The following is a 23,727-nucleotide window of genomic DNA, read 5'->3' on the forward strand; positions in this document are numbered from 1 at the left end:
TCAGCATCATAGATGAATGTGATGAGAAACTGCTGAGGTCATACAGGATGTTTTTTTCCATAAATAAGCATTAAATGCGAAATATTTTATTTATATAATAAATATGGACTCGAAAAATGTCAATATTTTTTTAAATTCCTTTAATAAGAAAAAAATGCGATATATGAATGTTTTTATGTTATCATAAACATAAAAGTAAATTAAAGTATGACGTTATAATCTATAAGTCTATTATACACACAAACAATGCCTTTTTTGTCTAAAAATCAGGCATTGTTTGTAATTTTTTAATGAATTTTTGTAAAAATTTCTGTGTCGTAAGTGCAAGAAACGGATTTTGTGCTATATCTGGTGCTTGACAAACCAATTTGTAATTCGTTGCAGTCGTTCTACACGAAGCTGCGGATGCCCTTTTCGTGAAAGTTCGTGGCTTGAGCCTGGAAAACGGACAAATTGCGTGGATTTACCCAATCGCCGTAGTGCTGTAAATAGCTGCTCACCCTGCTCAATGGGACAACGAAGATCCTGCTCCCCGTGCAAAATAAGCAGTGGTGTATTTATTTGGTTAACATATGCCAGTGGGGATTGCCTCCACAAGACTTCGAAATCGTCCCACGGATTACCGCCTACCTCGTCTTCTGTAAATGAGTAGCCAATGTCGCTCACTCCATACATCGATAGCCAGTTGGATATAGAGCGCTGGGTCACGGCTGCACGGAAACGGTCAGTGTGACCGACAATCCAGTTGGTCATAAAGCCCCCGTAGCTCCCCCCTGTAACACCTAGCCGTTCTGGATGAATGAATGAAAACTGACGAATGGCCTCATCTACCGCACTCAGCAGGTCCGTGTAATCTCGTCCGCCGTAGTCGCCAAGAACGACATTGGTAAAAGACTGGCCATACCCTCGGCTTCCTCCCGGATTGGTGTAAATGACCGCATATCCCTGCGCTGCTAGCAACTGAAACTCATGAAAAAAAGAGTTGGAATACATCGCATGGGGACCGCCATGGATTTCCAAAATAGCGGGATAAGTTACTCCCTCCTCAAAACCGACAGGCTTCATCACCCACCCCTGAACCTGCCGACCATTCTCGACCTCAGTCCAAAAGCTCTCAGGCACACTTAGCTCGATCTCTTCAAACAGCGAGTCATTCACCTGCGTCAGCCGTTCCTCTGTCCCAGAAGGGATCGTAATTCGAAACAAATCGCCCGGCAATGCTACATGAGTTGAAGCTGCAATAATATGCTGCTCGTTCGGAGTGAGCGTAAATTGGTAAATTTCTCTGTCTCCCTGCGTCAAAACCGTAAAGGTTCCATCCAGTGCAAACTGATATATATGCACATTTCCTTCACGGGTTACAAGCGTAAATAGGGATTGACCGTCCGCACTGAAGCGTGGCGGTCCTATACGCAGGTGTGAGCGCATATCGCTCATACCTGCGTTACCGAGGTGAGCGTCCAGCGTTTCACTAACGCATACTGCCGATCCACCACTCGAAGGGAGGATGTATAATCTGGTCTGGGTCGCGCCTTTAGCATGTCGATCATGTCCGTAAAAAGCAATCGTTGAACCATCGGGAGAGTATGCAGCACTCTCGATTTGCAGCTGGGACCGGGTTATCTTACGTAGTGTTGCCGTACCTCCTTTTGAAATAACAGGAGCTATCGTAAACAAATCATTCTGCTTGCGTAAATCCGTGTCCTCTTCTGCCTGCTCCGCTATTCTGGCCACGAATAAAATAAGCTTGCCATCCGGCGACCAGACAGGTTCAGCCACATCGTACGCGCCGAACGTCAGTTGGACGGTGTCCCCTGAATTTAGATCAGTCACATATAAGTGATTACGCGTATCATCCCACAGCCCGTAGCCATCGGACTTGGCTTTTGTTCGGTTAACGACCTGTCCTTTCGGTTGCACGTTAGACTTTGCACTAGCGGATAAAGGAGGATGGGTTGATTTCACACCCTGTTTGGATGTACCGATCTGACCGTGTTCGACTGTTTGAAGTCTATGTACCTCCTGTTTTCCAGTGTCGGATGTCGGGGATGACAGACTCTCTGCGGTTTTTGCGATAAAGGATATGTAGGCTCCGTCCGGTGACCAAGCCAATGAATGAACGCCTTTCTCTGCCCATGTAAGCTGCCGAGCCTCTCCTCCGCATGCTGGAATGATCCATACCTGACGGTTACCTTCCAGTGTACGGAGAAAAGCAAGCTGTGATCCGTCAGGCGACCAGACGGGTGATTCATCTTTCGGCCCGTATGTGAAGGGCAACGGCTCGGAGTTTTCTGATGGCAAAAGCCAGATGTCAGAATTATAGTCTGTCCGGTCTTCATTAATATACTGCTCTACGTAAGCGACTGCACCGTTGCCGGGATGGACAGCAGGATCGCTGACCCACCGAAGTTGATATAAATCCTCCGCTGTTATATGGCGTTTAGTTATACTGGATTGCGGGTCGCTCAAAAAAATTCCTCCTCAAATCATCGGATCCCTACAAGATTCAAAATATATTAATCCGATTAAGTTTGTGAGTATTTTCTATTTTCATAAAAAGTAATTATGTGGAACTGATTTATACATATTACAACACTAAAACTTTATCCCTTGGTCACAACGGACCTAAAAGCACCATACAGCAGATGCTTTCATGAAGTCAACAACTATAGCTGAAAAATAGGAGATACGGGTGGCGTATCATCTTTTACGACGGCAATAGACCTGCTTCCGTCATCAAGATTCGGCCCATGCTGCCAAATCGTGCTCGGAATTTCCCGCCGTAGCACCGGCATGATATCCTCGCTAAACCGATGTAGCTGTTCGAGCTGCTCCTGCTCACCCAGCCCGTCCACGCTGATACTGAGTACCTGGTGACCGAACGCAGTATGATAGTTCCGTATTTTCTCAAGAACGCTCTCCGCAGAGCCGATCAGAACAGGACCGTTACGAATATTATCCTCCAGGCTCGTGAAGGGCGACTGATTGTGCTGAGCTGCCGCTGTCGAGTGGTAGGCATCATAATAAGGACGATACCGCCGAATCGCTTCCTCATCCGTATCCGCCAAGTACAGACTTCCTGCCCCGGCACCAATCACGGCCTGAGACGGATCATGCCCGTAATGGGCAAGCCGTTCGCGGTAATGATCAATAAGCGCTTTATACTTGGCCTGTGGATGGAAAGAATTCGAGGAAAATATGGGCTCCCCGTATTGCGCTGCCAGTTCGGTCGATAGTGTACTGGAAGCACTCCCGTGCCATATCGGAATCTGCTGCTGATATGGACGCGGCTGTGTCGTGACTTGATGCAACGGTGGCCGATAGCTACCTTCCCACGTAACCTCCTCCTCGCTCCACAGCCGTTTGAGCAAACGATAGCGCTCGGCAAGCGAGTCCCACTGTTCTTCCTCCATAATTCCAAACAACGGATAATGGCGCGGATCATTACCTTTACCAATAATAATCTCTAATCTCCCGCCTGATAAATGATCCAATGTCGCATAGTCTTCTGCCACGCGTACCGGGTCCAGCACGCTAAGCACCGTCACCATGGTCAGCAGACGAATCCGTGCGGTTCTCGCCGCAATAGCAGTCAGCACCAACGGAGGTGAGGATGACAGAAAAGGCGCACCATGCCGCTCCCCCACACCGTATCCATCAAAACCAAGCTCCTCTGCGAGAACAGCCTGCTTGATTACATTTTGGAATTTTTGCTGCGAGCTCCAGGTTTCTCCGGTAATCGCATTGGGCAGATTAGCCATCAGGCTGAATAACACAAACTTCATTCCATGAAAACCCCTTTCGGAGAACGAATCGGCTTCGTCCAGTCCCGGTGATCGCGTCTAATTGCGGTTAGCGGTCTCGGCTTCGTTTTTTTCACGAATATACGTTTCAAATAATTCGGGATTCACAATTTTACGCAGCAAATGCATCGTTCCGTCTCCTGTACCATGGTCAAACGCATGAATACGCTCATATCCCCAACGCTCATACATAGACAGCAGATAGGGATGCTTTTCGGCTGTTGCCAGCGTAACGGCAGGAGCTCCCACCTGATCACGGATAATAGTCTGCTCTACCCAGTTCAGCAGCTTGCGACCGTAACCTTTGCCCTGGGCAGCCGGGTTGACGGCAAACCACATGACAAATGGTAGATCCGTTATAAAATTTAGAGCTCTATTTTTGAGATGGCTAACTGTAGCCTGAATTACGCCATCGACTTCCAGCACGTAGCAGTCATTATTTTTAATGTTTTCCTGAATGAGAGGAATATCTGCCTGAGCGGCAGGCCATTTAAGCTCCAACTGCCGAATCGTTTCGTACGCCTCGTAAGTCACGTACTGCAATCTCTCCGCATCTTCCTGTTGTGCCAGACGATAGATTTCGCTCATGTGAACCCGCCTCCCTTGTATAAAATCATTAATCCTATCTACTTAATCAGGAATAAAAGATAAAATAACTGTAGCATGCTCACAATCCAGCAGCAAATTAATTTTTTCTATAAGCATATTTAAAATAACGATAACCTGACGAAAGTGATCACAGATTAGCAGATTTTTGAAGAAACAATCATGATCATCATGACAGTTATTCAAAATCTTCTTCCGTCAAATCCATGTTAACACACATACCGGTTCGGCTGCCGTCGGCTGCGGCAAAATCAATTGGGAAGGCATAAAGTATGAAGAATCCCCGGCGGCGTATACACCAGGTATCGAGGTTCTTCCTGATTCATCCGTCTTGATCCCGCCCGACTCCAGCTTTTCGCAGCCCAAACGTTCTCCAAACGGTGCACTTTGCACAAATTTGGGAGCCACGAAACCACCAGCCCTCGAGACTTGAGCTCCATCCGTAAAGCGAACATGCTCAAGCTGTCCATTGTGGCCGATGAAAGCCGCAACTGGCTGCTCCATCACTACAATTCCCTTTGATTGAAGCCATTTTTTTTGCTCGTCTGACAGGGTATCGTGGCCGTTCGTGCAGACGACCACATCCTTGCTCCAATTAAGGAGTAATTTGGCCGTATGATAGATACCCGGAGATTCCGACACAACGACAAGCGGTTGATCCCGTAGCTCCCAGCCGTCGCAATAGGGGCAATTAAACAAGCTTTTTCCGTATAGTGGATACAAGCCTTCGATCTCGGGAAATATCTCCTTTACGCCCGTCGCCAAAATCAGTTTTCGCGCTTGAACGCGAAGGCCTGACGAATCAAGCACCTCAAATCCGGATTCAGCTTTGTCAATCGAAACCACCTCGGTTTGCAGATGAGCAACAGACGGATAGCGCAGTACTTCCTCATAAGCAACACGACGGAACTCGGCCGGTGTTACACCGTCTCTTGTAATAAAGCCGTGCGACGCATGCGTAACGGCATTTCTGGGCTGGTTGTTGTCGATCAAAGCCACACTTCGTCTTGCCCGGCCAAGCACAAGGGCTGCATTCAATCCGGCGGGTCCTCCGCCAATAATAGCACAATCGTAAATCATGATGCTCACCTCCTTTAAGCGGATATTAAAGATTTATTATATCTATAATATCCTTGAATCTGCTAATGTGTCAAGCTGGGCCTGATCATAAAAAAACGCAAAAAAAGCCCGAAAACCGGGCTTTTCTAATTCCTCGTCTCATAGCATGCCAGCCATATCCTTAGCATTCAGACGAAATCCGCATGTTCTTTATTCCGCAGGAGCTGTAAAACTACGTTTGGCAAACTCACTGTCCAGCATGTAAAAAGCGTTACTATCCCTTTCAATCCGTTTGAGCTTCTGAATTACATTGTCGAACAGAGCTTCCTCTTCGACTTGCTCATCAATAAACCATTTCAGGAAATGGATCGTCGCATGCTCACGTCCGTCCAGCGCCAAGTCAGCCAAATGATAAAATTTCTGCGTATTTTGCTGCTCATGCTTGTAGCCGTGCTCAAATACGTCCAACATGGAATCGTAGCTATTTTTAGGCTCTGGTAATGCCGCCAAAGTAGCTCGCCCTCTGCGATCATTAATATATTTGTATAGCTTCATCGCATGAAACCGTTCCTCTTCAGCTTGTACCAGGAAAAAGTTTGCAAACCCATCCAGACTTTCGCCGGAGCAATAAGCAGCCATCGCCAGATATACGTGAGCGGAGTAAAATTCAAAATTCATTTGCTCATTTAGAGCCTGTGCCAAATTGTCTTTCATGTCTCAGGTCACCTCGGTCATTATGTAATGATGTAGCGATCTTAGTGTACCACGAAATCAATCATAAAAACGAGCGCAATGTGAGTTTTAGCACCCTCGCATTGCGCCCGTATCATTCAAGATTATTTTACATTCAAGGCTCCAGCCCCCATACACGTTGGTCGTTCACATACAGAGGCGTTTTGTCCCAATCTGCATAAGACGTTTTGGTCGCATCATAGGAAAAATCATCACTTTCGTTATAGTTGCTCCAGTCCGTCTTGTTCATACGAATCTGAATATCCCCTGTGTTTGCCCCTGCTGCCAGACTCCCTGCACCAGCTCCAAAGGAAATTTCCAGATAATAATCTGCGCCTGTAACGGCTTTATCCAGTTTCACAAAGCGTCCCTGAACGTTGCCGCTGCCGAACTGTGCATAGTCACAATGGAATTCCTGTGACTTGTCGCCATCTACAGTATAATAGTACCGCAGCTTGACATTCTTCAGATCAACAGTTTCTTTACCCTTGTTTACAATACGGAATAGTGGCCGAATCTGGTTATCTCCCGGGTTCGTGTCGCCCACGCGGTATTGGGCAACCACATCTCCCGTTGCCGGAATGGCTGCTGCCGTAGGCTTGGCACTGACCTCGGCGGAATCCGGGCTGGTTCCCAAGGAGTTGGTCGCATTCGCTACATAATAATAGGTGGTTTCATTCACCACACCTGTATCCTTGTAAGTGCTATCCGTTACCGTTGCTACCGTGGTATAAGGTCCTCCACTGGTTGTGGAGCGCTTGATGGTATAGTTGTCCACCCCCGTCGCTTTGCTCCAGCTCAGTGTGACCTGAGCATCCCCGGCACTTGCTTTCACATTTGCCGGAGCTTTGGGAGCTGTCGGCTCGGTTGGTCCACTACCGTTAATAAGACGGTCATACTCGGCATAAGCCGTTGCCATATCCACTTGGGCCCAGAAACGATGATAGGTAAATTGCGGAGCTCCTTTATCCCATTTTTGGGTCTGGCTGTTCCAGGAAGTCGTGTATTTGTCTTTAAGATAAGACCACTGCGGATCTTTAGTGATATTAGGACGAATATCGCTATAGGTGGAATACGTACCATTACCGCCCTTCGACGGATCAGACGGGGTAGCATCTTTGCCAGGGATCGTGTTACCTTGTCCAGTTTTACCGCTCCAGCCGTTCGGAATATACACTTCTTTACTGAAATAACGATAATACTCCTCGCGTGCTTCCTTCGTTGTAATACCTATACCATCGTTATAACTCCATGCAGCATCAAGTAAAGCTTTAGACAGATCCTTAGCTTCCTTGCCTAATTCGGAATAGTCTCCTTTTTCAGCTTTTGTTCCAGCAGCAAAGAAAGTAAGTGCCTTAGCATAGCTGCCTAGCACTCCTGCATCCTGCACCGGTTTCTTTGTTACCACATGAAGACTGGTATTCCCTTTATGATTGGCAAATCCGCTCCAGGTATCAGGCTTTCCGCTCCATTCCAGATCGCTCGGCAACCAGAACTCGCCTTTAGCTGCTGTAGTAGCCACTTTCGGATTTTTGCCACCTAGAATACGCTTGCCCTGAGCATCCAAATAATAGCCCTGCGCGTCAGTCACAGGCCGTTCGTTGGCAAATACATAGCTCTTGGACCATGCTATCCAGTTTTCCGTCACTTGTTTAGCCATTTTAAATTGCTCGGACGAAGTATCCCCCTTCTTGGCTAAAATGTAGTACAGCTCGGCAACCCGCTCGACCGGCCAAGCCTGCATTCCGAACCAATTGTTGGACGGTGGATCTTGGTATACAGGAGCGCCTGTATAAGCCATTCCATAGAAGGTGCTTGTGCCAGACGGATACGCCTTGTAGGCACCATCCCAGCTATTCGTTGCTCCACCTGCAATGGCTCCCTCATCGGATTGCAGCCACGTATAAAATTCCAGTTGGCGCTTCAGCGAGGTCGCCCAGTCCTGTCCCGCCGTTGGCGAATTCGGTATTAATCCACCGTCTTTATCAGACAGAGCATACGCTGCGACGACATTTTGGTAGCCCTGATGCGCATGGCTGGCGCCAATCCGCCAAGCCCAGTTGCCGCTTTGGCCAAGTCCGCCTCCCCAAGCCGTATACCATGCCATCAGGTAAAAACTGGCATCCTTGCCCGTACCAGCAATCGGACTTCCTTTGGAAGCGCTTCCTGCTTTTTGGAAGTACTTATCGTACATGCCGTAACGCAAGTAGTCTCCCATCTTTTTGGCTTTATCCAAATATACAGAATTATCATAACCCAATTCCTTAGCCCAGTACATCGCTTGGACTGCCCGTGCGTCCGCATCAGTAGCATTCGTGTAGCGCCATTGCTGTGCCGGGGCATTATTTTCCTTGGTGAACAGGCTCATAAAGCCCTCATTAGACTTGCCAAACTTATGATTATCCTGCGATGGATGCGGTATAGCCTCCCATACCGATTCCTGTTCCCCACGCTGGAAAGTGTTCACATAGGTTGCTGTATGCGACGGATTCAGCAGATTGCCGAAGCCGTACCAATTATCCACGTCCAGCAGCCAGTGCATCAGATAAGTCTGATTATTGCCATAGGTTGCCTTCAGCTCGGAATCCAGCGGATCTTTGCCAGCACTATACTGATCACTCAGACGGCTTGGGTACAGATCCGGCTGCGAGTATTCTGCGGCATAAGTAGCAGGGCTGTTCGGGTTGTAGTTACTCATTGTCGGCTGCTCTTCCTTACCTGGAATGATGTATTTCTCCATGTTGTCCCATGCGGATTCCAGATGTCCCCAATCCCCAGTATAGTTACCATACAGTACCTCCAGCCACATCCAGTAACTGTAGGCTTCCGAGGTCGTTAGGTGCCCGTAGTCTGGAGCTTCACTCAAGAGTGTTTCAACGGAATGATAAGGGATACCTTCTTTTGAGAAATATCCACTAGCCGGGTCCTTCAGCTGTTTATACAATTGAAGAAAGCGTGTCGATTCTGGCGTTGCAGCTGATGCACGGTTGGGTTCGGCCTGAAATAAGCCTATGGATAAAGGAAGTACCAAAATTGCTGACATAACCATAGAGACAGATTTCTTGAACACGGATTTTTTACTAATCACTTTTGCATTCACCCTCTCCATTATCAATTTTGACTTTACATAAGATTTTATTTCGAGAAACGACAACACAAAAAGACAGCATCATCACCTCGCTTTCCCATAAAAAAGGTGGAGGACACGCTGTCTATAGCTCCAAATGCTTCGCATTGGCCCTGGAAAAAATATACCACATTAGACATCAAATGAGAGTCGAAAAATTCTATATATTTAGAGCTTCACAACGAAAATTGACGAATCCCATTGGAATCGGTACTATTTTACAGGGAGGCGTTAAAACATGAAAGTTTTGCTATTGCTTGGTTGTATAATGATGTTTTTAGCTGTAGTTCTGGGAGCATTCGGAGCACATGCTTTGAAAAAAAGACTTTCCGCAGACATGATGAGCATATTCCAGACAGGTATCCAATATCATATTGCTCATGGCTTGGGCTTGATTCTGCTCGGAGTAGTTGCAGGAAATTGGGTCCATTCTTCTCTGATTGTTACCGCAGGCTGGGTAATGCTAGCAGGTATTCTCCTGTTCTCCGGCAGTTTGTATGCCCTTAGCTTGTCCGGTCTGAAGAAGCTCGGAGCGATTACCCCGATTGGCGGGGTGGCTTTCTTGACAAGCTGGGTGCTTGTGATTGTGGCGGTTATACAAGATTAAACATAGCTAAAGAAAAGAGACTTGGAAAAGTAGACGCTTCCAAGTCTCCTGAGCATTTCCCGAATATGAAAGAATACTATGATTTCGTCTGTACTTCTTGCACCTTCTGAGCCGCTAACCGATGACCCTCGATGTAGCGTTTGGATTCAGCCATCTGGTGCTCCTGCGCGGCTTCCATAATAATGTGAACCCCTGGCTTATACTGTTCCAGCAGTTCCATGTACAAGCCATAGTTCATGTCACCAAAACCCGGCGGTACGGTCTCGATCTCACCTGTCGATGACAAACGCCGGTCTTTGGCATGGGCCGCTATAATTCGAGGTCCTAGTAATTGGAACGCTTCGCGGATAACCTCATCCTGCCGTGCCAGATTTTCCGTTTTTAGCAGATTGCCCGGATCAATCACTACACCGATCTGGGATGACGGTACTTCCTCCAGCAAGGTAGCTAGTTCTACCGCCGTTCCGACCAAATGATCGTTAGCGGCTTCCAATCCGACGAATACGCCCCATTTTTCCGCCTCGTCGGCTAATTCACGCACGACTTCCCTTACAACCTTCCAGTCTCGTTCCGTGTATGCGCTGCCATCTTCATTACGTCCGACTTCGGCAGCCACCATCGGCGCCCCTAACAGGCTCGCGTATCGGATCAACTCTTTAAAGCGCTCTATATTTTCACGCAGCAGCTCCTCATCCTGTTCAAAAAAATGCAAATAGCACCCAAGAACCGATATGGATACTCCGTGCTTACGGAATTCCTCCGCGATAGACCGTGCCAATCCCGGGCTGAACCTGCCCGGCTTGTTAAAGTCCACATCACTGATCGCTCTCCACGGAGCCAGTTGAACATGAGTAAAGCCCGCTGCGCCTACCTTTGCAGCCAACTCGCGATAAGGCAACTTGCCAAACAAATGCGCCAATACGCCTACTGTCACTGAAATCACCTCTTCTTTTTAATGTTGCGTTCTGCTTGTCACAGCACTGCGTTCCAAAGTCTCATTAATGATTTGCGTAATCTGCTCCACCTCGTCATGAATAAAAAAGTGACCTCCATCAAAGGTGAAAATTCGAAAATTCTGATCCGTACGCTGTCCCCACGCCTCTGCATCCTGCAAGGTCATCGTGCTATCGGCCAGCCCTGTCAAGGCTGTGACCGAACACTTCAAAGGTCCGGCTGGGGCCGTGTACTCATACGTCTCAACGGCTTTGAAGTCTGCTCTTAGCACTGGGATAAAATAGTCGTACAATTCGCGATTGTCAAAAATGGCCTCCGAAAGCTGACCATATCGCTGCAAATACGTTCTGAACTGCTCTGCGGGCAGATCATGGGCCCACGGGAAATCTCTCGGGACATGCGGTGCCCGTCCCCCAGATACAAACAAATGAGCTGGCTTGCCATAACCACCAGCCACCAGCTTGTAATACAGTTCGAATGCGATCATCGTTCCCATGCTGTGACCGTATATAGCATAAGGATCGCCGGGGGCTATCTCTTGACTGATCTTGAGCAGTAAATCCTCGCTCATTTCCTCAATGCTGTCTTTTAACGGCTCTCCGGAACGAATACCTCTACCCGCCAGCTCCAACGGAACAAGCTTAATCTGCGGAAGTAGCAACTTTTTCCATTTGAAGCTGACCGAGGCCGATCCACCTGCATATGGAATGAAAAACAATGTGATGGGTGTCATCCTTGCAACCTCCTGCCATGCTGAGTCCTAACTCTTTCATTTTAGCATAAAAAGGTATATTTACCCATTTCAAATATTTTGCAAATTCAAGCAACAAGGTCGGGGAAATCAAGCATCTTTTGCATCAGGGAAGGAAACCGCTTCTTTTAGGAAGAACAACTTCATTTTTGAATATAATAATGTGTTTGGTTGTATTTCTTTAAATTCGAGAGGAGTTCTGCGCCATGAAGTACGGTTTCTTCGATGATGCTAAACAAGAATATGTCATCCACACCCCTCAAACCCCATATCCCTGGATCAATTATTTAGGCAACGAACGATTTTTTGGACTGATCTCCAATACAGGCGGTGGCTATGCATTTTACCGGGATGCGCGCTTACGTCGCCTAACAAGATACCGATACAACAATATTCCTGTCGATAACGGCGGCCGCTATTTTTATATTCATGATGACGGGGATTACTGGACACCAGGCTGGATGCCGGTCAAACGGGAGCTGGATCGGTATGAGTGCCGACACGGGCTTGGCTATACTTCAATTATGGGTGAACGTAACGGTATCCGGGCGACGCAGTTGGCTTTTGTACCGCTGTCCTTTGATGGAGAAATACATCAGGTCAAGCTTCAGAATACCTCTGCTCAGACTAAAAAGATCAAGCTCTTTTCTTTTGTGGAATTTTGTCTGTGGAACGCCTATGACGATATGACCAATTTTCAACGCAACCTGAACACGGGCGAGATCGAAATACAGGACTCCGTCATCTATCATAAAACGGAATATCGTGAGCGTCGCAACCACTATGCTTTCTTCTCTGTCAATCGCCCGCTGGCAGGATTCGATACAGACCGTGAAGCTTTTCTGGGACTGTACAACGGGCTGGATCAGCCGCAAACCGTCACCGCCGGGCAAGCTTCGAACTCTATTGCCAGCGGGTGGTCGCCTATAGGGTCACATTGCATCGAAATCACGCTGAAGCCAGGTGAAGAAACGAGTCTTAACTTTATACTTGGTTATGTGGAAAATCCGGAGGATGAAAAATGGGAATCTCCTGGCGTGATTAACAAAAAGCAGGCTCATGCCATGATTGCTCAATTCGCGGATGAAGCCGAGGTTGAACGAGCCTTGAGTGAGCTGCGGGCCTATTGGAACAATCTGCTCTCCAAGTACACCATTCAGAGCCACGACGATAAGCTGAACCGGATGGTGAATATATGGAACCCGTATCAATGTATGGTTACGTTCAATATGTCGCGTTCCGCTTCGTATTTCGAATCCGGCATCGGGCGTGGAATGGGTTTCCGGGATTCGAATCAGGATTTGCTTGGTTTTGTCCACCAAATACCGGAGCGGGCGCGGGAACGGATTATCGACATCGCCTCCACTCAATTTGATAACGGCGGGGCTTATCATCAGTACCAGCCTTTAACCAAAAAAGGAAACCACGAGGTCGGCGGAGGCTTCAACGATGATCCGCTGTGGCTCATTGTTGGCACCACTGCGTATATCAAAGAAACGGGAGACTTCGCCATATTGGACGAAGAGGTGCCTTTCGACGGAAATGCAGAGCACACCGCTACCCTTTTTGAGCATTTGAAGCGATCCTTTTATCATGTGGTTAACAATCTCGGCCCGCACGGTCTTCCACTGATTGGCCGGGCAGATTGGAACGACTGTTTGAATCTGAACTGTTTTTCCGCCACACCAGATGAGTCCTATCAGACCACACAAAATTTGGAGGGCCGCACAGCGGAATCGGTATTCATCGCCGGACTCTTCGTATATACAGGACCGGATTTTATCGAGCTGTGCAAGCGCAGAGGATTAGATGAGGAAGCTGCTACGGCCCAAGCCCATGTGGATCGGATGCGGACAGCCACGCTAGAGCATGGCTTTGATGGGGAATGGTTTCTGCGCGCTTACGACCACTATGGGAACAAAGTCGGCAGCAAGGATTGTGAGGAAGGCCAAATTTTCATTGAGCCGCAGGGTTTTTGCGTGATGGCCGGGATCGGAGTTGAGGAAGGTCTGGCTCAAAAAGCTCTCGACTCTACACGGGATCGGCTGGAGACACCCTATGGCATTGTGCTACAACATCCGCCTTATTCCCGCTATTACATCAATCTGGGTGAAATATCCTCTTATCCTCCAGGTTACAAGGAAAATGCGGGCATCTTCTGCCACAATAACCCGTGGATCATGATGGCGGAGGCCGTGGTTGGCCGTGGAGATCGTGCATTTGAGCTGTATAGCAAAATTGCGCCAGCTTATCTGGAGGACATCAGCGACATTCACCGCACCGAGCCGTATGTATATGCGCAAATGATTGCGGGTAAGGATGCCGTTCGTGAAGGCGAAGCCAAAAATTCCTGGCTGACCGGCACAGCGGCGTGGAACTTTGTAGCCATTACCCAGTCTATTCTTGGTATTCAGCCGGAATGGGATGGTCTGCGTATTGATCCGTGTATCCCTGCCGCCTGGGACGAATTTACAATCACTCGCGTCTTCCGTGGCGATACCTACGTGATCCAAATCACGAATCCACAACATATATCCAAGGGTGTAGCAACAGTCACACTAGATGGTACTGTCCTTACGGACAATGTTCTGCCGGTTGCAGGAGATGGTGCTATCCATCAGGTTAAAGTGTTGCTGGGTTGACAAGTACATTAACCCTTAAAAAATTAGCTTCAACTTCGTCACATAGTATCTTATAATACGAGAATGGCTAAAGATACATTAAGTGTGGTGACATCATGAATAAGACAACACGGCTTACTCAAACAACCGATTATAAGTTAAAGGAAGCTCGCTGGGTACGGAGGATGTTTTTATTATACTGGATGATTATAGCCGTACATTTTATTGCGCAGCTCGGTTGCTATTTATTTTTGAATTATGATGCTACACCATATGAATTTTACGTTGAAACTCTTATTGTTCCGACAATGATCATGTGTGGTTCCAACCTGCTTGCAGAGCTGGTTCATTATAAATACAACAGATACTCATTTGTAATCCTATTTATGGCAAGCACAGTCATTTGCTGGACCATCATTCGTTTAAACTACGATATTCGGATTATCACGGCGTTGTGCTTGTTGCCTATTTTCTCATCCATCCTGTTCTTCAATCGTCGCCTAATATGGTTTTCCTTTGTTTTGCAAGTTGGAGTCTTTTTTCTTTTGCTGGCAGTGGATGATTCGTTCCGCAGCTACTTGTCGGCCTTTGATATTGTATCGATTCCGATCTTTTTGATTATGTCCACTTTTATTGCCATTATTGTTCAGGCAAGCGGCCGTGACCTGCTGCTGGATTTGTATAAAACACAGCGTGCTCACCAGGAATTAATGATTAGTAATGCGATTATAAGCAAAATGTCGATGACCGACGGGTTAACCAAGCTCTATAATCATTTGTCCTTTCAGAATTTCTATGAAAAAGCACTCGAATATGCCGAGCAAGGTGCCATTATCCATCTCGCGTTATTGGATATTGACAATTTCAAGAAAATTAACGACACTTATGGGCACCAGTTCGGAGATAAAATTTTGGAGAGCATTTCGCTAATCATTACAGAGCAGATTACAGCTAATGATATTGCGGCCCGCTATGGTGGTGAGGAATTCGCCATCCTGATGTTTGAGCATACTTTTGAAGAAGCTTATCAAATCGCCGAAAACATCCGGCATGAAGTGGAAAACATGATCTTTCATGAAAAAAAGCAAAAAATTTCTGTAACCGTAAGCATTGGACTGAAAAGCTATTCAGAAGAAATGAACAAAGATTCGTTCTTTCAGGAAGCGGACGACTATCTATATCAAGCCAAACGTTCTGGCAAGAATAAGATAGTTTCGCTCAATCATATCGCTTAAGTCGACAGAGAATACAACGCAGGATGACTTCTCCGGTACTCGCTTGCCGGGGATTTCATTTTTTAAGAGACAAGCCATTTGACAAGGATATAAGTTGAAACTATAATAGTTACAAATAATAACGTAATTTACTTACATAAAATAAGTTAAAGGAGATGGTTTTCATATGTCAACACTTGTTATTGTAACCCACCCTAATCTTGCGGAGTCCCGCGTTAACAAAAGATGGGTCCAGGAGCTCAAAAAGCAATCGGGTGTAACCGTTCATAACCTGTATGAAGTATACCCTGATGAGAAAATCAATGTAGCTCAAGAGCAGGAACTGCTGGAGAAGCATGATCGTATCGTACTACAGTTCCCGTTTTACTGGTATAGTACCCCTTCCTTGTTGAAAAAATGGGAAGATGAGGTTCTGACTTACGGCTGGGCTTTTGGAAGCGAAGGTGGCAAATTGGAGGGCAAAGAGTTGCTGATTGCTCTGTCTGCTGCCAGTGTAGAAGAAAACTATCAACATGACGGACGGAACAGATACACAATCGAAGAGCTGTTGAGACCTCTTGAAGCTACAAGCCACTTGGTTGGTGTCAAATTGCTCCCTTATTTCGTGCAGTATGGTGCTGGGGTTCTGACCGATGAGCAGCTTGAACAATCCGCACAAAAATACGCGCAAACCGTTACTTCTTAATTGAATTGCAAAAAGCTCTTTAGTTGGAGCTGCCATCTGCTGTGAAGCAGAACGTGGCAGTCTACCGACCAAAGGGCTTTTTTGATTTTGATTTTTTCAAATCGTGTATGTTAAAATATGGATATTTATAAAGTGACCAGTGTGCTGGACACCTGAACCATGCTTTCTTTAATAATGTTGCAGCCTTCACGCAGGTTTTCCAAGCTGATCGTTAGCGCAGGCATAATTTTAATCACCGTATCGTTACGTCCGGCCCGCTCAATAATGAGGCCCTTGCTAAAGCAAAGAGCAGCTACCTCTTTGGCAAAGGTTTCTCCCAGAGGAGACACATCAATTCCCCAGATCAGTCCCAAGCCGCGTATGTCGATGAGAGGGTCAATCGTTTGAATATGTTCATACAAAAATTGCTGAACAAAAGCTTCTTTCTCTTTTACCTGTGCTTCCAGCCCTACCGTATCCCTGAACTCCAGTGCAGCCTTGGCGGCTACAAAAGCAAGCTGGTTCCCCCGGAAGGTGCCATTGTGCTCGCCAGGACTCCAAATATCCAACTCCGGCTTGAGCAGTAGCAGTGACATCGGCAAACCATAGCCACTGATCGACTTGGATAAAACGACCATATCAGGAACGATACCCGCGCGCTCAAACGAGAAGAACGAACCGACCCGGCCGCAGCCGACCTGAATATCGTCAACAATCAGCAAAATATCATGATCATCGCACAGTTGCCGCAAATCACGCAGCCATTCCGTATCGGCAATGTTAATACCACCCTCAGCCTGTACCGTTTCCAGAATGATGGCCGCTGGCTTTTCCACCCCGGAATGGGTATCTGTTAAAAGCTGCTCCATATACAAAATGGTATCCAAGCCGTTAAACGTACTGTTAAAGGGGATGAAGGTAACGTTATTCAGGGATACACCGGCACTCTCTCTCATGGAGTTGTTACTGGTAACGGACAAACCTCCTAGAGACATGCCGTGAAATGCGCCCATAAAAGCAAAAATCCCATTTCTTTTTTTGACTTTGCGTGCAAGCTTCAGCGCTGCCTCTACCGCATTGGTTCCCGTTGGTCCGCAAAATTGCAGCTTATAATTCAAGCCCTTAGGCTGGAGAATACGCTCGGAGAAAGACTCAATAAACTCCTGTTTCGCCGTTGTGTACATATCCAGACCGTGCATGATCCGATCAGAGTTTAAGTAATCCAAAATCCGATTTTTCATAAAATCGTTGTTATGCCCGTAGTTCAAGGCCCCTGCTCCGGCAAAAAAGTCGATATATCCCTCTCCTGCCTCCGTGTACAGCACATCGTTTTTCGCTTTGTTGAAAACAACCGGAAAGCTTCTGCAATAGGATCTTACATTGGACTCCAGTGCTTCGAATGTGTTCATTGATTTCTCGTCCTCCCGCTGACCTGATTTGGAAAAAATACAAGCATGGAAAGCAAAAAAAGTGTAAATATGTACTGAATTAAGAAGACAGCCCGAATCTCAATGGGGTAGCCACACCAAAGAATCATGAGTACGATCACGGGAACGATTAGAGTACGGATAAATAAATGCAAAATAGTCTATGGAGCGTAAATTAAATTCCAGAAGATTAAATGGTGGGGTTTTCTAAGGGGCCTATCAGTGGATGTCACTCCTATGTAATAAAATACCATAATTTTTTTTTAAGTCAATGCATGCTTCTGATGTGTTTTGTTAAATTTTTGTAATCGAGAGTCAGGGGCTTGGTGCATTTTGTTAATTCTCCACGAAAAATGTCGGAATAGAGCTTAAAATCTCAAAAATAGAGCATTTCCATATCAAAAAAGTATAAATTCGTTCTGCCCGGCTATTAGTTTGCCCCGATCCCCTGATCTTTTGACAGACTGTCCAAAGGGGGTTACTCTATCAAAAGAACTTGCCAAAAACTTGTTGTATGCATTGAAACTATCCTAACCATTTGGCTCGAATTTGATAGAAAGATAAGGAAATATTATCATGTCTAATGTTTTGATTATTGAAGATGACAATATGCTGGGAGATACCCTTTCCTTGTATTTGACTGGAGAAGGCTATAACGCTACTCGGGTGGAACAGGCGGCTGAGGGAATCGCCCGGCTGGGTATGGTGCAACCTGATATTATTTTGCTAGATCTGCTGCTTCCAGATTTGGATGGTGTCAATCCCTGTCCACTGGTACGCAAGCATACGGATGTGCCCATCATCGTGATTTCTTCAGAAAACAATATCTCAGAGCGCATCCGTACACTTACACTGGGAGCAGACGATTATATTTGCAAGCCTTTCAGCATGCAGGAGCTAAAGGCACGAATCGAGGCTCTTTTCCGTCGTATTGAAATCACACGGTTACAGGCAAGAGGCCTTGCACCTGAAGCCGAGCCTGAAACAGACATTGTTTTGGATCTAGCGCGAAGAATGATTACCGTTGATGGGCAGGTTGTGGAGACGACATTTTCGGAATTTGAGCTTATGAAGCTTTTTTATTTGAACCGCGGAATTGTATTCAGCCGATATGCCTTGATTCAAGCTCTTCGTGGCACAGACTCCTTTATTAATGAGAGGGCTGTAGATGTACATATCAACCATTTGCGCAGGAAAATCGAAAAAGACCCTAAAAAGCCTAAATTAATCAGGACCATCTGGGGAATTGGTTATAAATTTATGCAATAGCACGATCAGCTCCAGGGAACCGATGACTTGATTTGGTTAATCTCCTTTTGAACCAAGCTCAATTGCTCTCGCCAGTCTGGGTACAGCTCCCCCGGTGAGGTTCTATAGCTACGCTTCAATCCCTTTTCCAGCTTTATGACCTCTGCCACCAGCCCGGACGCAAACAGGTTTCCTGCTCCTCCCTTAAGCGAGTGTACTAATCGGAGAGCGGCAGATAACTGTCCGTTGTCCATTTTCCTCGTCAATCTTTTATTAAGATACTGGTATTCCTGAATCCATTTGTAAAGGGCAAATTGGAAAATATAAACCTTTCCGTCCATGCCGGCTATCGCCTGTTCCGCGTGAACACCATGTATTTCTTGCAGCCATGCTAAATGAATCCAACTGTTTAACACTCTTACAGCATTCAGTTCATGGACAGGCTTGAGCAGCACAGCATTAATGCCTGAACGAAGGCAAACCTCCTGTTCATGCTGCGCAGCATCGGCCGTAAAGGCGATAATTGGGAGTCTGTTAAAAGCTTTCTTTCTGCGAATATGTCTGGCCGTCTCAAAGCCATCCATCTCTGGCATATGCAGATCAAGCATTACCATATCCCAAGGACGCAGCTCCAGTGACTTTAACAGTTCTCTTCCGTTTGCAACCATGGTTACTTCAAAACCGCGCTCTGCCAGGAACTCGGTAATGACCACCTGGTTAATCTCATTGTCTTCCGCTATGAGGATTTGATACTTCTGTGTTGTAATCTCTCCTTCATAACGAGGATTCATCGTCGTATATGTATCCAGAGTATTACCATCTACAGACACTGTCTTTTCCTTTTCCAGCCTCCAGCGGATAACCTCCAATACAGCGTTTCGAGTCACGGGCTTGGACAAAAAGGCATCCACCCTGTTATCCTCGTCCCCAGCCGCTATCCCTTCCATCTGGAACACTGTTGTAAGTCCAATGACCTGAGTCATTTGTCTATTTAGCAATTGAAGCCATGGTCTCCGTGTATCCAGCTCTCTAAATCCATTCATCCCCATGTCTACCATAACCCAATCAAAATGTTCGCCATTTTGAAAAACGTCCACACATTCCTGAAAGGATGAAATGGTGTATGTTTCTAATCCTGTGCTTTGTAGTAATTCGTGCAGACTATATCTCAACAGCTCATGCCGCACAACAATTAAGGCTTTGCCGTTTATTTGTTTTTCTATCTGTGTGCCTTCCGGATGTAGATCCCCGATATCCAGCTCGACATTAAAGTAAAACCGACTGTATTCTCCCAATCGACTTTCAACCTCTACATTCCCGCCCATGGCTTCAGCCAAATGCTTACTAATCGCCAAACCCAGCCCGGAGCCCCCATATCGGCGGCTGGTTGATGTATTCGCTTGGGTAAAAGGGGCAAACAGCTTGTTCACACCCACCTCGGAAATACCTATGCCTGTATCCTCCACCATAAAGGACAACGCTACCCGTCCGTTCTGCTGGCTTAGCATTTTCACCTCTAACAATACATGTCCCTGATCCGTAAATTTGACGGCATTAGTCAGAAGGTTTAAGAGCACCTGTTCCATCCGCAATGGATCACCTTTAACACTTTTGGGTAATTGGGGGTCCGTTATAAAAATGATCTCTATTTCTTTGTGTTCCAGCAAAGTGCCCACCGTATCTGCAAGATGCTGTAGCATTTTTTCCGGCTCAAACTCCAGCCTTTCCAGTTCCAAACTGCCTGCTTCCATTTTGGAAAAGTCCAGTACGTTATTGAGCATGGACGAGAGGGTTCGTGAGGAGGCGAGCAGCTTGTCAAGGTAGTCTTTTTGGACAGCAGTCAGCTCCGTCTTGTTCAACAGCTTGGATAGACCGATAATGCCGTTCAGCGGCGTGCGGATTTCGTGGCTCATATGAGCCAAAAAAACGCTTTTGGCATGGTTAGCCTCGTCTACCTCCTTTCTTTTCTGCTCGGAAGCTTTATACTCCGTAATATCCATTACGTGACCGATGACATGCTTGGTGATCCCGTTCTCCCTGACCGGTTGTAAGGTAATTAAAACCGAGTATTCCCAAAACTCCAGCTCAAATACCGTCCGGTCACCGAACCATGCCTGTTTGTAATATTCACGAAGCTGCTCCAGCGTTTCAGAGGATAGCTCAAAAATGTCCCTGAGTCGCTCCACATGCTCCCTTCGATTGTAGTTGACTTGCATATCCAGACCCATGCGCTCCAGCAAACCTCCTTCGAGCAGCCTATAATAAAATTCGTCGCCGCTTTTCTCCAGCCTGAAGGTAAAGCCAGGTTGAACCCGAAGCACATTTAGGAGATCACGGTTTTGGTCCAGTAAACGTTGTTCATTTGTATATTTAATGATCCAAACGCGTACAAACAAAGCGATGAACATCAGACCCATCACTAGCTCCAGAACACAAGTCATCAGAGCACTATCACTTATGCCAAAATATAAAAGCAAAATTCCAGCCACTCCATAAAAAACACGCGTCATCGTCTGCCGAATGAGCTGAAAAGTCAAAACAATGAATAATATCACGATAACATATAGCACCAAATCTCGAACCAAATGTTCTCCCTCCTGTAATCTCCCTACTTTGTAAGAATGAAAATATAAAAAAAATCAGGACAGATTCCTTATGCCATAAGGCTTAAAGAACTGTCCCGAGCATTCATTGTACTATAGATTCCATAGGATTCAATTACGTTTTAATATTTGAAACGACTGATCATCGACTTCAACTCAGCAGCCATTGTTGATAGCAACTGAGCAGAGGCTGATATTTCCTCCATGGAAGCCAGCTGCTCTTGCGAGGAAGCGGCGACTTCCTCAGATGTAGCCGCATTACCGGTTGCAATTGTCGCCAGCTCGTTAGCTGTCGCTGCAATCTCTTGTACACTCGCTGATATCTGTTGTGCAATCGCAGCGACCTCCTCCACCTGAGGTGTGGTCTCCCGAATGCCTTCCATCGCCTCTCCCAGCTTGAGAATGGTTTCCTTGGAAATCTGCAGCCCATCCTGAACCTCAGTCGTAACACGGCTCATCGTCTGAACCGTCGTTTCCGTTTCATGCTGAATTTCGGCAATCAATGTGGCAATCTGTGTTGCAGATGCCTGCGATTGCTCTGCCAGCTTGCGCACCTCATCAGCAACGACGGCAAAGCCCTTGCCATGATCACCTGCTCTTGCCGCCTCAATCGCTGCATTCAAGGCCAGCAGGTTCGTCTGATTGGATAGTTCACCAATAACCTTGGTAATTTCACCGATTTCCTGAGAGCGGGCTTGCAAGGTTTGAATCATTCGGTTAGATTGCTCTACCGACTGGTGAATCGAATTCATTTGTTCACCTGTTTGCTCAACGGATTTCCGTCCTTCCTCTGCTTGTAAAGAGGATCGTCTGGCCAAATCGGCTACCGAGATTGAGCGTTCCGCAATTTGTGTGACCCCCTGTGCAATTTCATCAAGGGCTACTGAGTTATTTTCCAGGCCTGTAGTCTGCTTCTCTGCTCCACTGGCAATTTCCTGAACAGCCTGGGACACCTGCTCACTTGCAGCACTGGTTTGTTCTGCGCTCACCGTTAGCTCGTTCGAGGATCTAGCGACATGATCTGCACTTTCCCCTACGTTCTGAATGACAGATCGCAAGTTATCCTGCATATTTCGGAAAGCCAGTCCCAATTGTCCAATCTCATCCTCGCTCTTCACTTGAATGTCCTGCGTCAGATCCCCTGCGCTCACGTTTACCGCTTGTTCCTTTAATTTTAAAATAGGTTTGATGATGGAACGAATCAGGAAATAAACAATGATTATACCCGCCACAAGACACCCAACGACTGTAAACAAGGTGCTGATCAAAATCGGCTGTGCTGCTTCATCCACTTCAGATAAATACAGCGTTCCGCCTATCTTCCAGCCTGTCAGCTTATTGGTCGCATAATTCATATATTTCGTCTGCCCCTGATACTCATACTCGTATTCACCGCTGTCTCCCTGGAACATGCGTGCTTCAACATCTGTAGTTTTGGTTCCTGGTGCGATCGTCGGATGCACAATGTAAGTATGGTTGCTATCCAGCAATATGGCATAACCTTCACGACCTACTTTAATCTTGTTCAGTGTCTCCTTGATATCGCTAATTTTCAGATCGATGCCAATAACACCCGAACCATCCGTCGTGGCTCTGGACACCGTAACCGTCATTTGCTTGGAGGATGCGGAGAGATAGGGCGAACTAATCGCTGTTTTTGCTTGTTCCTTTATGGAATTCTCATACCAGGGTCTGACCCGGGGATCATAATTATCCGGTAATTCCTTCTGTGGATAGGTTGTAAATTTACCATCCTTCGTTCCATAGAAAATGGATTCTGTTTCAGGGTGGAGTGCAATATATTGCTTAAAGAATTCTTCCAAATTCGCCGCTTGTTCCTCCGTCTCCACCAGGTTGCCTTTTAGCCTTTCAGCGAAATATTCTGCATCATGTTCCTTGGGTGCAATGGCGCTATCAATAATAAAATTAGTGCGGATGATGGCCTGCTCGGCGCTATCTTCAATCAGGTTTCGAATCTCCTGGCTCGCGCTCACAAATGACAGAGCCCCAACTATCATAGATGGTATGACCAAAAAAGCAATAAAAGCGACCATCAGCTTCGTTTTAAAATTATTGCTGAGCATCCTACCCACGTGCCATGGTTTTCCTGCAAACTTCTTCATTAGTCAACATCTCCAATTCATCATCTGGATTACTTGCATATTGTGAGTCGCTTCGCTTTGCCGATGATTAATTCACTCGACAAATTCACTTCCCCTTTTCTGTTCTTCATCATCTCCCCCTAAAACGCTTGGACACAAAAAAGATATAAACACCACAACGAATAGGT

15 protein-coding genes and 1 pseudogene are annotated in these 23,727 nt (G+C 46.5%); 5 read left to right on the forward strand and 11 right to left on the reverse strand.

Translation table 11 applies throughout. The features are described from left to right. Window positions 1–342: 342 nt before the first annotated feature. From HPL003_RS21555 to HPL003_RS21580, 6 genes and pseudogenes are all read right to left on the reverse strand, one after another. Window positions 343–2,469: a S9 family peptidase gene (locus HPL003_RS21555; protein ID WP_014281885.1), complete on the reverse strand. Its 2,127-nt coding sequence runs from the start codon at window positions 2,467–2,469 to the stop codon at window positions 343–345. Between the two features lie 197 nt (window positions 2,470–2,666). Further along, window positions 2,667–3,785, reverse strand: a complete 1,119-nt coding sequence (locus tag HPL003_RS21560; RefSeq protein WP_014281886.1) for an LLM class flavin-dependent oxidoreductase — start codon at window positions 3,783–3,785, stop codon at window positions 2,667–2,669. Window positions 3,786–3,842: 57 nt separating this feature from the next. Then, on the reverse strand, window positions 3,843–4,391 hold the full coding sequence (locus tag HPL003_RS21565) for a GNAT family N-acetyltransferase (protein ID WP_014281887.1): 549 nt from the start codon (window positions 4,389–4,391) through the stop codon (window positions 3,843–3,845). Window positions 4,392–4,587: 196 nt separating this feature from the next. After that, window positions 4,588–5,489, reverse strand: a pseudogene (locus tag HPL003_RS21570) (NAD(P)/FAD-dependent oxidoreductase). Between the two features lie 189 nt (window positions 5,490–5,678). Continuing rightward, entirely contained in the window at window positions 5,679–6,182 is a 504-nt protein-coding gene (locus HPL003_RS21575; RefSeq protein ID WP_014281889.1) for a ferritin, read from the reverse strand. A gap of 133 nt (window positions 6,183–6,315) precedes the next feature. Further along, window positions 6,316–9,288, reverse strand: a complete 2,973-nt coding sequence (locus tag HPL003_RS21580; protein ID WP_014281890.1) for a glycoside hydrolase family 48 protein — start codon at window positions 9,286–9,288, stop codon at window positions 6,316–6,318. Window positions 9,289–9,565: 277 nt separating this feature from the next. On the opposite strand from HPL003_RS21580, the gene HPL003_RS21585 reads away from it, so the two are divergent. Then, window positions 9,566–9,934: a DUF423 domain-containing protein gene (locus HPL003_RS21585; protein WP_014281891.1), complete on the forward strand. Its 369-nt coding sequence runs from the start codon at window positions 9,566–9,568 to the stop codon at window positions 9,932–9,934. A gap of 76 nt (window positions 9,935–10,010) precedes the next feature. Here HPL003_RS21585 and HPL003_RS21590 read toward each other — a convergent pair whose 3' ends face one another. Beyond that, a complete protein-coding gene (locus HPL003_RS21590; protein ID WP_014281892.1) occupies window positions 10,011–10,868 on the reverse strand; it encodes a sugar phosphate isomerase/epimerase family protein in 858 nt (285 codons plus the stop codon). Between the two features lie 18 nt (window positions 10,869–10,886). Continuing rightward, entirely contained in the window at window positions 10,887–11,621 is a 735-nt protein-coding gene (locus tag HPL003_RS21595) for a thioesterase II family protein (RefSeq protein WP_014281893.1), read from the reverse strand. A 224-nt stretch (window positions 11,622–11,845) separates the two neighbouring features. Here HPL003_RS21595 and HPL003_RS21600 point away from each other — a divergent pair, with 224 nt between their 5' ends. The 3 genes from HPL003_RS21600 to HPL003_RS21610 all read left to right on the forward strand — a co-directional run bounded on the left by HPL003_RS21600 (window position 11,846) and on the right by HPL003_RS21610 (window position 16,180). After that, window positions 11,846–14,281 (forward strand): glycoside hydrolase family 94 protein, encoded by a 2,436-nt coding sequence (locus HPL003_RS21600; RefSeq protein ID WP_014281894.1) that lies wholly within the window; start codon window positions 11,846–11,848, stop codon window positions 14,279–14,281. A gap of 95 nt (window positions 14,282–14,376) precedes the next feature. Beyond that, the gene (locus HPL003_RS21605) at window positions 14,377–15,495 is read left to right on the forward strand and encodes a GGDEF domain-containing protein (RefSeq protein ID WP_043922483.1); all 1,119 of its coding nucleotides are present in this window, start codon (window positions 14,377–14,379) and stop codon (window positions 15,493–15,495) included. A gap of 166 nt (window positions 15,496–15,661) precedes the next feature. Further along, the gene (locus tag HPL003_RS21610; RefSeq protein WP_014281896.1) at window positions 15,662–16,180 is read left to right on the forward strand and encodes an NAD(P)H-dependent oxidoreductase; all 519 of its coding nucleotides are present in this window, start codon (window positions 15,662–15,664) and stop codon (window positions 16,178–16,180) included. Between the two features lie 125 nt (window positions 16,181–16,305). Here the strand turns inward: HPL003_RS21610 and ectB are convergent, their stop codons facing one another. After that, window positions 16,306–17,568, reverse strand: coding sequence for a diaminobutyrate--2-oxoglutarate transaminase (gene ectB / locus HPL003_RS21615; protein ID WP_014281897.1), 1,263 nt, complete (start codon window positions 17,566–17,568; stop codon window positions 16,306–16,308). A gap of 594 nt (window positions 17,569–18,162) precedes the next feature. Between ectB and HPL003_RS21620 the strand changes: the two genes are divergently transcribed. Next, on the forward strand, window positions 18,163–18,855 hold the full coding sequence (locus HPL003_RS21620; RefSeq protein ID WP_014281898.1) for a response regulator transcription factor: 693 nt from the start codon (window positions 18,163–18,165) through the stop codon (window positions 18,853–18,855). Window positions 18,856–18,860: 5 nt separating this feature from the next. Here HPL003_RS21620 and HPL003_RS21625 read toward each other — a convergent pair whose 3' ends face one another. Together HPL003_RS21625 and HPL003_RS21630 are read right to left on the reverse strand one after the other, a co-directional pair. After that, window positions 18,861–21,419, reverse strand: coding sequence for a response regulator (locus HPL003_RS21625; RefSeq protein WP_014281899.1), 2,559 nt, complete (start codon window positions 21,417–21,419; stop codon window positions 18,861–18,863). A 140-nt stretch (window positions 21,420–21,559) separates the two neighbouring features. Beyond that, on the reverse strand, window positions 21,560–23,560 hold the full coding sequence (locus tag HPL003_RS21630; RefSeq protein WP_014281900.1) for a methyl-accepting chemotaxis protein: 2,001 nt from the start codon (window positions 23,558–23,560) through the stop codon (window positions 21,560–21,562). Window positions 23,561–23,727 lie beyond the last annotated feature (167 nt).

Origin of the sequence: Paenibacillus terrae HPL-003 (assembly GCF_000235585.1) — a bacterium.
Lineage (GTDB): Bacteria > Bacillota > Bacilli > Paenibacillales > Paenibacillaceae > Paenibacillus > Paenibacillus terrae_B.

Excerpts from the sequence above, each read along its gene's own strand:
- ectB (WP_014281897.1), bottom strand. The coding sequence starts at position 17,568 with ATGAACACATTCGAAGCACTGGAGTCCAATGTAAGATCCTATTGCAGA.
- HPL003_RS21610 (WP_014281896.1), top strand. The coding sequence starts at position 15,662 with ATGTCAACACTTGTTATTGTAACCCACCCTAATCTTGCGGAGTCCCGC.
- HPL003_RS21600 (WP_014281894.1), top strand. The coding sequence starts at position 11,846 with ATGAAGTACGGTTTCTTCGATGATGCTAAACAAGAATATGTCATCCAC.
- HPL003_RS21560 (WP_014281886.1), bottom strand. The coding sequence starts at position 3,785 with ATGAAGTTTGTGTTATTCAGCCTGATGGCTAATCTGCCCAATGCGATT.
- HPL003_RS21595 (WP_014281893.1), bottom strand. The coding sequence starts at position 11,621 with ATGACACCCATCACATTGTTTTTCATTCCATATGCAGGTGGATCGGCC.
- HPL003_RS21575 (WP_014281889.1), bottom strand. The coding sequence starts at position 6,182 with ATGAAAGACAATTTGGCACAGGCTCTAAATGAGCAAATGAATTTTGAA.
- HPL003_RS21605 (WP_043922483.1), top strand. The coding sequence starts at position 14,377 with ATGAATAAGACAACACGGCTTACTCAAACAACCGATTATAAGTTAAAG.
- HPL003_RS21630 (WP_014281900.1), bottom strand. The coding sequence starts at position 23,560 with ATGAAGAAGTTTGCAGGAAAACCATGGCACGTGGGTAGGATGCTCAGC.
- HPL003_RS21565 (WP_014281887.1), bottom strand. The coding sequence starts at position 4,391 with ATGAGCGAAATCTATCGTCTGGCACAACAGGAAGATGCGGAGAGATTG.
- HPL003_RS21585 (WP_014281891.1), top strand. The coding sequence starts at position 9,566 with ATGAAAGTTTTGCTATTGCTTGGTTGTATAATGATGTTTTTAGCTGTA.
- HPL003_RS21620 (WP_014281898.1), top strand. The coding sequence starts at position 18,163 with ATGTCTAATGTTTTGATTATTGAAGATGACAATATGCTGGGAGATACC.